This is a genomic window from Robertmurraya sp., from assembly GCF_036676585.1.
Taxonomy (GTDB): domain Bacteria; phylum Bacillota; class Bacilli; order Bacillales; family Cytobacillaceae; genus Robertmurraya_A.
Genome location: NZ_JAKFCQ010000051.1, coordinates 1 through 12,477, shown reverse-complemented (window position 1 = coordinate 12,477; position 12,477 = coordinate 1). Strand labels below are relative to the sequence as shown.

15 protein-coding genes are annotated in these 12,477 nt (G+C 38.1%); 6 read left to right on the top strand and 9 right to left on the bottom strand.

What is annotated here, in order from left to right:
• Window positions 1–173: 173 nt before the first annotated feature.
• Both ACGLXV_RS06185 and ACGLXV_RS06180 read right to left on the bottom strand, forming a co-directional pair.
• A complete protein-coding gene (locus ACGLXV_RS06185; protein ID WP_119708504.1) occupies window positions 174–587 on the bottom strand; it encodes a CoA-binding protein in 414 nt (137 codons plus the stop codon).
• Window positions 588–685: 98 nt separating this feature from the next.
• A complete protein-coding gene (locus tag ACGLXV_RS06180; RefSeq protein WP_391557946.1) occupies window positions 686–2,407 on the bottom strand; it encodes a glycosyl hydrolase family 18 protein in 1,722 nt (573 codons plus the stop codon).
• A gap of 211 nt (window positions 2,408–2,618) precedes the next feature.
• Between ACGLXV_RS06180 and plsY the strand changes: the two genes are divergently transcribed.
• Both plsY and ACGLXV_RS06170 read left to right on the top strand, forming a co-directional pair.
• Window positions 2,619–3,206: a glycerol-3-phosphate 1-O-acyltransferase PlsY gene (gene plsY, locus ACGLXV_RS06175; RefSeq protein WP_391557960.1), complete on the top strand. Its 588-nt coding sequence runs from the start codon at window positions 2,619–2,621 to the stop codon at window positions 3,204–3,206.
• Window positions 3,207–3,338: 132 nt separating this feature from the next.
• On the top strand, window positions 3,339–4,025 hold the full coding sequence (locus tag ACGLXV_RS06170; RefSeq protein ID WP_391557945.1) for a two-component system sensor histidine kinase NtrB: 687 nt from the start codon (window positions 3,339–3,341) through the stop codon (window positions 4,023–4,025).
• Between the two features lie 71 nt (window positions 4,026–4,096).
• On the opposite strand, the gene ACGLXV_RS06165 is transcribed toward ACGLXV_RS06170, so the two are convergent.
• A complete protein-coding gene (locus tag ACGLXV_RS06165; protein WP_162927768.1) occupies window positions 4,097–4,267 on the bottom strand; it encodes a hypothetical protein in 171 nt (56 codons plus the stop codon).
• 175 nt (window positions 4,268–4,442) lie between these two features.
• Between ACGLXV_RS06165 and ACGLXV_RS06160 the strand changes: the two genes are divergently transcribed.
• The 4 genes from ACGLXV_RS06160 to ACGLXV_RS06145 all read left to right on the top strand — a co-directional run bounded on the left by ACGLXV_RS06160 (window position 4,443) and on the right by ACGLXV_RS06145 (window position 8,365).
• Window positions 4,443–5,498 carry a phosphatidylglycerol lysyltransferase domain-containing protein gene (locus ACGLXV_RS06160; protein WP_391557944.1) on the top strand — a complete coding sequence of 352 codons (1,056 nt, stop codon included), beginning with the start codon at window positions 4,443–4,445 and terminating at the stop codon, window positions 5,496–5,498.
• Between the two features lie 460 nt (window positions 5,499–5,958).
• Window positions 5,959–7,131 carry a CapA family protein gene (locus tag ACGLXV_RS06155; RefSeq protein ID WP_391557943.1) on the top strand — a complete coding sequence of 391 codons (1,173 nt, stop codon included), beginning with the start codon at window positions 5,959–5,961 and terminating at the stop codon, window positions 7,129–7,131.
• A 318-nt stretch (window positions 7,132–7,449) separates the two neighbouring features.
• Window positions 7,450–8,001: a hypothetical protein gene (locus ACGLXV_RS06150; RefSeq protein WP_391557942.1), complete on the top strand. Its 552-nt coding sequence runs from the start codon at window positions 7,450–7,452 to the stop codon at window positions 7,999–8,001.
• A 76-nt stretch (window positions 8,002–8,077) separates the two neighbouring features.
• Window positions 8,078–8,365: a HesB/YadR/YfhF family protein gene (locus ACGLXV_RS06145; RefSeq protein WP_119708498.1), complete on the top strand. Its 288-nt coding sequence runs from the start codon at window positions 8,078–8,080 to the stop codon at window positions 8,363–8,365.
• 25 nt (window positions 8,366–8,390) lie between these two features.
• Here ACGLXV_RS06145 and ACGLXV_RS06140 read toward each other — a convergent pair whose 3' ends face one another.
• The 6 genes from ACGLXV_RS06140 to ACGLXV_RS06115 form a co-directional block, all read right to left on the bottom strand.
• Complete coding sequence (locus ACGLXV_RS06140; protein ID WP_391557941.1) at window positions 8,391–8,690, bottom strand: hypothetical protein; 300 nt, start codon at window positions 8,688–8,690, stop codon at window positions 8,391–8,393.
• Between the two features lie 14 nt (window positions 8,691–8,704).
• Entirely contained in the window at window positions 8,705–9,139 is a 435-nt protein-coding gene (locus ACGLXV_RS06135; protein ID WP_391557940.1) for a YbgC/FadM family acyl-CoA thioesterase, read from the bottom strand.
• Entirely contained in the window at window positions 9,139–11,466 is a 2,328-nt protein-coding gene (locus tag ACGLXV_RS06130) for an AAA family ATPase (protein WP_391557939.1), read from the bottom strand. Before ACGLXV_RS06130 ends, ACGLXV_RS06135 begins: the two co-directional genes overlap by 1 nt.
• Before the next feature lie 95 nt (window positions 11,467–11,561).
• Window positions 11,562–11,798, bottom strand: a complete 237-nt coding sequence (gene tlp, locus ACGLXV_RS06125; protein ID WP_119708494.1) for a small acid-soluble spore protein Tlp — start codon at window positions 11,796–11,798, stop codon at window positions 11,562–11,564.
• A 147-nt stretch (window positions 11,799–11,945) separates the two neighbouring features.
• Window positions 11,946–12,089, bottom strand: a complete 144-nt coding sequence (locus tag ACGLXV_RS06120; protein ID WP_391557959.1) for an acid-soluble spore protein N — start codon at window positions 12,087–12,089, stop codon at window positions 11,946–11,948.
• A gap of 65 nt (window positions 12,090–12,154) precedes the next feature.
• The gene (locus ACGLXV_RS06115; protein WP_391557958.1) at window positions 12,155–12,286 is read right to left on the bottom strand and encodes an FbpB family small basic protein; all 132 of its coding nucleotides are present in this window, start codon (window positions 12,284–12,286) and stop codon (window positions 12,155–12,157) included.
• Window positions 12,287–12,477 lie beyond the last annotated feature (191 nt).

Genomic DNA, 12,477 nt, shown 5'->3' with positions numbered 1-12,477 from the left:
CATTTTTTAAGACACCTATGCTTTATTGTATATATTTCTTGTGATTTGGCAAATGGATATTTCAAAAAGAAAAGTATTTTAGACGAATATTCTTCGATTATAGAAATGTTTATAAAGCCTATGTTAAAAAGAAAAACACCCTAATCCTAATGACTAGAGTGAAGGAGAAAAAATTATTTTGTCAAAGCATGTTCTACTTTAATGCATCGATTCATAACGACAGTGTAGCCTTTGCTTTTTAAAAATTCGTACGCTTCTTCATTTTCTAATCCTAACTGTGCCCAAAATACATCAGCATCGATTTGATCGAACTCTCTTGCCACCTCTGGGAGGAATTCAGATCGTCTAAACACATTCACAATGTCTACATGGCCTTCAATATCAGTCAATTTGGCTACGGCCTTAATACCAAACACTTCATCTACGGTTGGGTTTACTGGAATTATTTCATAACCAGCATTTTTCATAGCTTCAGAAACCATGTAAGAGGTACGCTCTGGATTATTGCTTATTCCAACAACAGCGATTCGCTTTGCCTTTTTTAAGATTTGCCCCAATTCTTCACGGCTCGGATATTCGATTGGCATCAAACTCACTCCTCTTAATTTTTGTTTAGTATGCCCTTACATTCTTTAATCATAGCCAATTCAATGATAAAAGGCTAGGAGAAACTCCTAGCCACGCATTACTTTTTCACTATTTGCTGGTTAAAAGTTTGCAGAGCGGTCCATGCTGTTTCATCGGCAAAATATCTGGACCAGCTTGCCACCCCGGCAAGATCATACTTCACTGCTAAATTAGTTCTTGCGGTAAGAGACTGTTCATCTTCAAGCCATACCTTGTAGGTAGTTGCCTGATCTGGAACATAAAGTTCGGCATAATTTTGTCCGCTTGCTGCATCATAGATAGGAGTTAAGTTATTCGTGGTTAACCATTCTTTGATTTGAGCCATGCTTTTGGATTTTGAGGAAACTTCACCGCTGTCTTTGATTTCCCATAGTCTTGTGTAAAGAGGAATTCCTAAGATCAGCTTTTCATTTGGAACGATTTCCAAGAGCTTTTGTAGGTTTGTCTCAACCCACGGAAGGCTTGCGACGCTTCCTGCTTTTGGCGAGGAACCCCAATGCTCGTCATAGGCCATAATTGCAAGATAATCGACAATTTCTGCGAGCTTATCACGTTCATAGAAAGCAGACCAATTGCCTTCCGCCATAAACGTAATGTCCATCGAAACGATCAAGCCTGCTTCATGAAAGTATGGCGTTGCCTCTCGAACAAATTGTGTTACTAGCGGTCCGTCTTCTTCTCTTACATTTTCAATATCAATATTGATTCCGTTCAGCTCATATAACTGACTGTAATGTAGGAGCTCTCGAATCATCTTCTGTCTTGTCTCATAATCCTTAAAGGCTGCGTGGGTAAGGTCGGGATCAAATGCGTTGGAGAATAGTCCCCATACTTGATAGCCCTGGGCCTTTGCCCATTTCGTATACTCGAGAGAAGCAAGGTTACCGATGCTACCAGTTTCATCCTTTAGTTCGAACCAGGTTGGAGAAACAACGTTTACTCCGTTCATTTCAGGAATCAAAGTGGTATCTGGGTTTTTCGTATATACTGCTTCCCAAGTTAGGTTGATGGGTCCTTCAAAGGTTGGAGCATTTACAACTTCTTTTTCATATTCTACGACGATGGTTTCCTTTTCCTGTGTCTCAATTAAGTCCTTAGATATATATCCAGCAACTCCGTCTATTTTTCTCACAAAATAGAATTCTTCCTTTTCATCCTCAATCCAAATCTTTTCCCCGTTTGAAACGTCTGCAACATAAGGAGATCGTAAGGTAGCGTCCGTTCGTAGTCGAAGTTTTTCCTCGTGCACATCCTCATTCGTAATCATAGCATTTTGAAGAGTATCTCCATCCTTTTCAATCCATATAGCATTTGAATTTTCTAGTACACGGTAGGTTACAGGATAAAACTGAATGACCGGGTCAAGTGCTACATATAACTGGCCTTGTTCATCTACTAAAGGTGCAAATTGAAGCTCAACCGGCTTCTCATTAATAAAATAGGTTAAAGACTCTGTAGGCATTTGTACCACTTTATTAGAGGTAGTAATGATGATTGAATTTGATTTTTCATCAAACGCGACGCTGTCATCAATATTTTCCTTCAAAAAGTCTAACGATACATAGACACTTTCGCCTTCTATAATGGCATTCCCTTGTTGTTTCCCTTGAAATAGAATAGGATTTTCTCCCGTGAAGTAGCTTGTTTTTTCGCTTGAAGCAAAAGGATAAAAGAATAATAGAATACTAGAGATAATCACAAGAATAGATGCAATGAGACCCGTGATGATCCATCCTTTTGATACAATCGGTTTTTTCTTATATGTTTCTAGACGTGCCATGTTTCACTCTCCCTTACCTTCATCGTACCCGAAAAGATGTTCTTTTGAAAAGAGGGTTTCGACATTCGTTCATTTTAGCCTCTAAATATGACGATTGAATAACAAAAAAGTTACGAGAATATAATGGAAAAAACCAATTGTACATGGTTTTTTAAGCAATACATGGTACAATAATAAGACGGTATATGAAGTGTGAAGGAGTATTTGTATGATGGAAATTGCATTAATAGTTATTGTTTCTTACCTGCTTGGTTCCATTCCCTCAGGGTTAATTGTTGGAAAAGCTTTTTACGGAATTGATATCCGTGAGCATGGAAGTGGAAATTTAGGTGGAACCAATACATTTCGTACTTTAGGGAAAAAAGCAGGGATTATTGTAACCGCTGCTGATATCCTAAAAGGTACACTTGCCTCGTCCCTTCCTGTTATGTTTGGAGTGGCTGGTCAAATTGATCCTTTAATTGCAGGGATGATTGCGGTTGTTGGGCATATGTATCCTGTGTTTGCTAAGTTTAAGGGTGGAAAAGCGGTGGCTACGTCAGGTGGAGTTCTTTTAGCATGTGCTCCAGTTATGTTTCTTGTGATGGTCGTTGTATTCTTGCTTAGCTTATACATAACGAAGTTCGTATCACTTTCTTCAATCATTGCATCCATTGTAGCAGTGATTTATGCAGTAATTGCAAAGGAACCACTGTTAATTATCGTTGTTTCTCTGCTTTCTTTATTTGTTATTTATCGTCACCGAGCGAATATCAAGAGAATTATTAATAAAACAGAACCGAAGATTAAATGGATGTAAGACCCCACAAAGGGTCTTTTTTTTTGACTAAATTTTTGCAAGTTTTGACTTTTTTAATGTAAAACATACATATTACGATGAAATTCCCCATATAGATGGAGTAGAAATTACGCTAGATGGGAGATAAGAGAAATGACGGACGACATGAAAAAGTGTGAAACAACGGTTGCTGAAATGGTTCATGAAGTGAAAAATCCATTAACAACCGTAAAGGGCTTGCTACAATTATTGAAACCATACTTGGTGATGATAGAAAAAGAACAATATGCGGATCTCGCCATAAGTGAAATCAACCGTGCGGATGAGTTACTTACAGCGTATGCTAATTCAAATATAGCTATTTCTCCTCAGCAAAAACTTGTGTGTGTGAACAAGTTATTGGAGGAAATGAAATTGCTTTTTGAAAGAGAAGCCAATGTAAATAGAATTCAATTTTATACTCATTTTGATCCCGATCTTCCTAAGGTAGAGGTTTGTCGTAATGAATTAAAACAAGTACTCGTAAATTTAGTGAAAAATGCCGTTGAATCTCTAATGGAGGTCAAAGATAACCGAGTCCGTAAAATTACTTTAGAAACCAATGTTCAAGGAAAAAGAATACATGTGATGGTAAAAGATAATGGTTCCGGGATGGATCAAGCGACCCTTGCGCAACTGTTTACTCCCTTTTATACCGAAAAATCTTATGGTACAGGCTTGGGATTATCGATTTGCAAAAAGCTTATTGAAAAGCATGATGGACTAATCACCGTTGAAAGCCAAAAAAACGTGGGAACCACCTTTCAAATTGCCCTGCCTTCTCCAGCAGATGTCGACTAATTGTCATATTAAAAGAAAGGACCGACGAGAGCATGCGTAGCTGCTTTCATCGGTCCTTTCTTTTATTTGTGTTATGTTTCTTTGATTAACTCATCTTCAAAGAAAAAGGTATTTGGATATTCCTGTACAATATAGGAATATCTTTTCATGTTTTTAACATATTGACATTTAGAGATGACGACAGACTCACCAGACGCTTTTATGCTTACTTCTTCTCCGCTGTTATATAAATTTTTTTTCATTCTCTCATCCTGTCTCTAATTAAATTTTGATCCTAGAAAATAAAGTATTACTCAATTATGACAGTCCTATTTATTTAAATCCAGTTTTTTATGGTTTGGTAAAAATTTTATCGCGCTTATTAAGTGGAATATGGTATCTTTATGGAGGTGAATTTTATCAGGAGGAACGAACGATATGACGAATAACATGTTCTCTCTTAGTAAAACAGAGCGTAAGGATGAGCGAGTACTTTCCTTCTTAGAAGAAAATGGAGGAAATCATGCTTCACACTTAATTTTGTTGCGCGATAAAGAGTTATTTTGGGCAGTAGAAGAAAAGGTGTTAATTGCCTATAAAAAAATTGCTAATAAATTGGTAGTATTAGGAGACCCCATCGGTGATGAGGTCTATATGGCTGATGCAATAAAAGAATTTCATGAATACTGTGATGAACTCCGTCTGACACCTGTTTTTTATCAAATCAGTGCTCGATTTATGCACTATTATCACGAAACAGGCTTCTCGTTTATGAAGCTTGGCGAGGAAGGCGTTGTGGATGTAAAGAACTTCTCTCTTGCAGGAAAACAGGGGGCGAAGCTTCGTACAAAGTTTAATAAATTTACAAGAGAAAACTTTCATTTTCGAGTCATCACTCCTCCCTATTCACATACCCTTCTTACAGAGCTTCGTGCTATTTCTGATGAATGGTTAGGCGAACAAAAGGAAAAAGGGTTTTCGGTTGTCTCTTTTAGTGAGGAATATGTTTCTTCGTATCCGGTTGCTCTATTAACGAATGCGGAAGGTCGAGTGGTTGCTTTTGCTACGTTAGCTACAGATTATAAAGATACAGTGACGATTGATTTAATGAGAAAAACAACAAGTTCTTCATATGGAACAATGGACGTTCTTTTTATTCATATTTTTCAATGGGTTAAAGAACATGGATATCAATACTGCAGCTTAGGCATGGCCCCGCTTGCCAATGTTGGACAAAGCAAATACTCGATTACTTGTGAAAAATGGATACGATATATCTTTTTACATGGAAATGCCTTATATAAATTTAAGGGTCTTCAAGAGTTTAAAGGCAAATTTACTTCAAGTTGGGAACCGAAGTATTTGGCTTATAAAAAATCCCCTTTGATTTTTGTGATTATTCAATTGATTCTATTAATCAATCAACCTCCTTTATCAACGAAGACAAAAGAGGTTGTAGGAAAGCTTAAATATTTGATTAAGAAAGCGGTGTAAGAGGTGAAACCATGAGGCTCACCTCTTTTTTATAACTTAATTACTTGAAAACGTCCTTTGCCAAGGACATCGGTTTGGTAGTCAAGTTTGGTGTTTTCAAAATAGACCATATCTCGATGATGAATAACGATATTAAGGTCATGAAAGGGTATTACTTGATCTTCCTGTAATGGCTTCTCTTCCAGAGAAAGCTTTAACTGTGGACCTCCTCAGCCAATTCCCATGGTTAATCGAACGTACAGTACTTCCTCTTCTGTTTTCTTCTCTTTTTCAACAGCAGATAGCAAAATTTGATACGCTGATGGGGTAAGTTTAAACATTTTTTGCTCCTCCCTAACAAGAAAATTGTCGCATATTGTAACGCATTTATGACATAATGAAGAAAAGATAAACTTTATGATTCCCATCTTAGCGAAAAAGTACATGGATTGCCAATAATCTGTATGTAGTAGGTGTTGTTATGAGGAGAGTTAGAAAGAAAAAGCGGAAAAACAATATGTGGGTAGGAGCGGTTCTTTCAGGTTCTTTAATCATCGCGTCTCTGATTTTATTCATGAACATGTATGAAAGTGCCAATGCAAGTCCAGTTGTACATAATGAAAAAAATGTATCCCCTCGCGCGCTTGGGGTTGAAGCGAAAAGTTATGAACAAACCATTACCCTTGGTGCCATTGGAGATATTCTTATTCATGATTGGGTGTATGAGGATGCTCAAACTGGCAGTGGATACGATTTTCACCCCATGTTTGAACAAGTTTCAGCAACACTATCTCAACCAGATATTTTATTAGCGAATCAGGAAACGATACTTGGTGGAGTCGAGTTGGGTATTTCTAGCTATCCGATGTTTAATAGTCCTGTTGAAATTGGAAGCGCTATAAAAGATGCAGGTGTAGACATTGTCTCCACTGCTAATAATCACTCATTAGACAAACGTGAAAAAGGACTTCTTACTTCCCTAACCAATTTAGATCAACTTGGGATTCCTAGTGTTGGAACATACTCAAGTGCTGAGGATCAGCAAACGTTAACCATGATGGAAAAGAACGGAATTAAGGTGGCCTATCTATCGTACACATATGGAACGAACGGGATGCCGATTCCTGAAGGTAAGGACTATTTAGTCAACTTAATTGATAAGGAAGTAATGAAAAATGAAATCCACCGCGCACGTGAAGCCGCTGATATTACTATCATGAGTATTCACTGGGGCAACGAATATCAACGTTTCCCTACCGATGAACAGGAAGAACTTGCTCAATTTCTTGTGGATGAAGGAGTAGATATTATCTTTGGTCATCATCCTCATGTTCTCCAACCGATGGAATGGCTGAAGGCTTCTGACGGGAGACAAGCTCTAGTTGTCTACTCATTAGGGAATTTTCTTTCTGGGCAAATGAGAGATTATAAAGATATTGGCGGTATGGCTTCTATACGTGTAACCAAGCAGATTAATACTGATGGAACTTCTATCCGTCTTTCTGAGCCCGGTTTCTTTCCAACCTATGTATCAAATCAAAGACTTCAAAATTATCGGGTGGTCCCCTTACAGGATGCTGGGAATTTTGGAATGAGTAACGCCGAAAGCAAGTACAATGAAATACTGACACATATGACCAATAATCTGAAATGAGTAAGCAGTGTCTTTTATAGGACACTGCTTTTCTTTTTTCCCCATCCATCTTTTCCAACCGTCTAATGTATCATACCCGAACAGAAAAATTATTTGTTAAAATAAAGAAAAGTACGATTGAAAGGTAGTAGAATCTTGATAGTAAACCATACCATGCTTGTTTTTATAACGTTAATCACTTTTGTTTTGTATCATGTACACGTTCCATCTATTTTCATGTTTCTTATTTTTGTTCATTTGTTACTCGTGTTTTTCTTATCCGAAATTCAGAGAATATGGGTTTGGATGATACTCTCGCTCTTTTTAGGACTCCTGATCATGAGATATACAGACCGCTTTATTTCAGAGCTTTCTTTTCATCAGGGTCTCCTATTTATACTGAGTGAATGTTTATGGCTCATACCTATTCTTTTTGGGACATATATTACGTCTGCCTTTAAAAGTCCATCACTTGATAAGGAAAGAAAGCTACAGAAGACAAGAACTAGGAATATCCTCTTTCTATTAGTACTGGTATTTTTCCTTCTTGGAATTGGAACAATAAATGGGTTGAATGAGTGGTTAAGGGTACTTTTCTATTCTCTGCTTGTCTCACAGTTAAAAATATACCTCTCATTCGGTATCTTTCTTAGTAGGTTACAAACATTGACGAGTAGATCGGTCAGTATGATAGGTGCAGCTATCATTTTTACCCTTCCTTTTACCTCTTTAGGGTATTCTCTCATCACTTTGTTAATCATCGGTTTAACAGGGCTTGGTTATGCATGGTTAGTATCAACGTGTAAGAGCTTGTTACCCCTATATGTGGTTCACTCCGTGCTTGTCTTTCTTTTTATTTTAGCAGGGGGATTTCCAGCACTTTCTCATTAGCTTTTGTCGAGCTAGTTTTTAGCAATTCCGTCCAATTTGCATTATAATACTCGATATACGGAAGGAGTTTTTCATTATGAATATAATTGTAAATGATCATGCTGCGGCTTGGTATAAAGAAGAGATGCTGTTAAATAAGGGAGATTACGTTCGATTTTTTGCTCGCTATGGTGGCTGTAGTACTGTGCAGCAAGGCTTTTCATTAGGAGTATCTTCGGAAACACCGCATCAAATTGGTTTTGAAGTGGTTAAGGACGATATTCATTACTATATTGAAGAAAAAGACTTATGGTATTTTGATGGTAAGGATTTATTCGTTGATTTTAACGAACAAGCAAATGAGCCAGTCTTTCGATACGAGTAAAAAGCTGATCCAAAGCGGATCAGCTTTATTTTTTAAATAATTTCGTTGCTGCTTCTTTTTCATGTAGCAGCACTCTTTTTTGATGTTCTCCTAATAAGTCAAAATGAGAATAGCCATTTTCTCTATGGTGAATCCACTCTCGTTTTAGATTGTAGGTTTCTCCCCATTTGGCTAACTGATCAAGATCACGACAGCCAACCTTTGTTACCGTATTGCAATCGGGAAAGCGATCGTCCAACCAGTAATGTGTGAGAAAGGCAATTTCACCACGATCAATTTTCTTTTTCCAAGCTCGTAATTCTTCTCTTTTAATGCCAAAAGCCATCGGTTCTCTCCTTCTTACTCGGTTGCAACCGGCTGCTTTTTGTGTTTTTCGTATGCTTCGTGCCAAACGGGAAATTTCTTTCTAATGGAAATCGGGCGGAATGTTTCTTGCATCACGCATACATGCTGGGACATTCCCTTAAGAGCTAAATCTCCACTCTCTGTGAAAATTTCATAGCCATAAGTTACACGGAACCCATCGTACTCTTCAATCCATGTATGGACCATTGCCTTTTCCCCGTATCTTACTGGTTTTTTATAGGAAGCTTGAATGTCAATCACAGGAGAAATAACGCCTTCTTTCTCCATATCAGCATATTTAAAACCAAGATCTTCAATGATACTTGTCCGACCTAGCTCCATCCAAACGAGGTAATTTGCATGGTAAACAACTCCCATTTGATCTGTTTCTGCATAGCGTACCTCTATTTCTTTTTTTCCTACTAGCATTATGATTCCCCTTTTCCTACTTTGTGCAAAGCAATTCTAAGATCGTCTTTGTTTAAAAGTGAAAGATCGGAGTCTTTCTCTTTAGAAATACGTAATGCTTGAACTTGAATTGCTTCGTCAATAACATTTGTTGCAAATCTCCCATTTCCGCTCACAGGCAATCCAGCAAGCTCCTCTTTTAAGAAGGATAATGCTTCATCTTCAAGGATATAATGATAGCTTGTTGCGTAAGAAACCATGATTTCGATAAGCTCCTCTACCTTATAATCATGGAAATGAAAAAACTTTTTAAAACGAGATTGCAAGCCTGGATTGCTTTCGAGAAGCTGTTTCATTTCATTTGGATAACCAGCTAAAATGACAACTAAGTTTTCGTTATGCTTCGTCATCTCATCAACGAGAGTATCAATCGCTTCCTTTCCAAAATCTCCTGGTGATTTACTCAGTAAGGAATACGCTTCGTCAATAAATAATACCCCTCCGAGCGCCTCGCGTATTTTCTTTTTTGTTTTGGCGGCTGTTTGTCCAACATAACCGGCTACAAAGTCTGCTCTACTTGTGACAATTAAGTGGCCCCGCTTTAAGTAACCAATCTCCTTCAATGCTCGGGAAAAAACCTTTGCTACCGTTGTCTTTCCGGTTCCAGGATTTCCTGTAAATACAGAGTGTAATTGAATAGGCAGGATCGGTAAGCCACTTTGTAATCTCAGTTTTTGAATTTTTACAAACGAGACGAGTTTCTCCACTTCATCTTTCACATGGTCTAATCCGACGAGTGACTCTAAAAGCTCCTCTGCTTTCTTTTCGTCCTGTTCTGTATTAGTCGCAAAATCGTCTCTATCAAGCACTGTGAAATCCAAAACAGATCGTTCGGACTGTTTCTTCGATCCTTTTCTAAAAATTGCATCGAGCACGAGTGTTTGAACGGTTCTCGCATTTCCAAACGTGTCATCGACCCTTTCCATATCGATGCGGTGCTCTAACTCTTTCCTCGCATCAGGTGTGAGCAAATAATCGTTATCTTGTGCAAACTTTTCAGCTATCATTAAAAGTTCTTCAGTCGAGTAGTTATCAAGGTGTATATGGTTGGAACGAGGAAATCTACTTTTTAACCCAGTGTTGGAATCCAAGAATTGCCTCATTTCCTCTGGATAACCTGCAAGCACAACCGCGAATTTCCCACCGTATTCTTTTCCGGTCATTAAGGAAACCAAGGTATCAACAGCTACCTGTCCATAATCATTTCCGGTCTGTCCTTCCCTTTTCAAACTATATGCCTCATCGATAAACAGAACACCACCAATGGCCTGCTCGACGGCTTGGCGAACATTCTCCTCCGTTTGACCAACAAACGCTCCTACGAGTCGTGTACGATCAGTCTCGATGACCTCTTCTCGAGGAAGAATCCCTAGCTCATGGTAAATCTTTGCTAGCAGTCGAACAAGGGTTGTTTTACCTGTACCTGGATTTCCTGTGATAATCATATGCAGACTTTGTTCATCTTTAGATTGGTATCCCTGCTTTTTTCTTTCTTTTTGATACTTTAAAAATTCATATAACTGTGTAACCCGTTCTTTTACCTTATTCATCCCAATCATTTCTTGAAGGGTATCTAGGGAGTGTTGTGTTTGCTGTACCGTCTCCTCTTCACCAAATAATTGGTCCCATGTTTGCTTTAAGCGATCGAGTTCCTCGAGAGATCCCTTTAAGTCTTGGAAGTGAACGGCTGTATGAAACACACCAGATATGGATTCATCGTATTCTTCTGCTGCTTTTAACATCGACCCAATGACCTCTTGTACTTCAACAAGCGTATCAATCAGGCTTCGGTAAATACTGACTAGTTCTCCAGTTTGGTTCCGATATGCTAGTTGATACCCCGATTCCAACTCGTCGATATGTTCATCACTTGTTGATAAGAAACGTTGGCAAATAGCGATAATGTCTTCAGCAACCTTCTTTTTAGCAGCTCGATTATCTGTCTCACGCATGATTGGAAACTTCAGAGAATCGAGGATCGATTTTTTCTTCTTCCACTCAAATTGTGCCAGAAATTCGCTTGCTCTTTGGTTAGTTGGATTGAGCTCATGTGCTTTACTCATCCATAAAAAGCTAAGATGATCCTCTTTCCCATGTTTGGCTGTTCTAGAAAGGGACGCGATGGAGAGTAATTTGGAAAGTAAATGGGCATCGTTCTGTTCATGAAGCGAATGAATGGCATGAATGATCTTTGTCTCGTCTTCTATATATCCGGTTTCGCGTAGTTCTGTTTCCCATAAGTCAATTACTTCAGGTGTCAGGGTATGTAGTTCTAGTTGTTGTTCCATAATATCACTTCTTTTTTATCTTTATTTTTTTCTATATTACCATATTTATCTCGAGGCATGAAGAAAGAGGCTGCGTATACAGCCTCTTTGCTTACTTATTCAGTATACCCATTTTGTCTAGCTTGTGCTTCTTCCTTCACTTCAGAACGTAGTGCATCAAGTGCTTCTCTTCGTCTTTCGTTCTTTGCTTCAATTTCAGCCACATCTTTGGAATTGCTATGTTCCATAGCAGCTTCAGCTTCTTGCATATTCTCTATTGTGTGAACAATAATCGATTGAATGTTTTCGACATTATCGCTTCTGTCATCAGGATTTGGCTTGTTTTTGACCATGGTTAATTCCTCCTTCATTCATATAAAGTGCGTTACAAAGATAGGTTTGCCTTTTTAAATCAGAAATAAAAGAGGAAACGAATGGTGTTTCTTTGTTCGTATTAACAAAAAATAAAACCCGTCTAGTCGACGGGTTTGTCATTAGTTTTATTCGCCTTTAGTTTGGATTACTTGTGCATGTTTGCCAGATGTATCATTCATTTTTTTACCATTATTGCCACTGAACCCACGTGGTTGAGTTCCGAGGTGACTTGGAGCATATGGCTCCGGATGTTTTTTCTGATTTCCCATCATTATCCCTCCTCTTTAAAAAGTATCAGCTTTTTTAAAGAGAAACATGTAAGGAAATCCTTCCCTTATTCCGCCTTACCTAGTCTTTTTTCCTCAAGCCTTGCTTCAATTTTATCTAAAGCCTCTTGATCACGTAATAACTGAAGTTTGTTTTCAGCTACTAGTTCCTCAAAAGAGCGTTTTCTTGGTTTTCTCATGTCGTGTTCACCATCCTTATCACTATTATAACAGTCATTATGCCCGGTAGTGCATGAAATTATTACAACTTTTTGAAAATTTAATAAAGTGCAAGCCTTTGCAAAATAAAATCTGCCTCTTAAAAGGCAGATTACATGTTTTTGATATGCTCGCGAATGATCTCGATTGTCATGACACTTAAATACTTGCT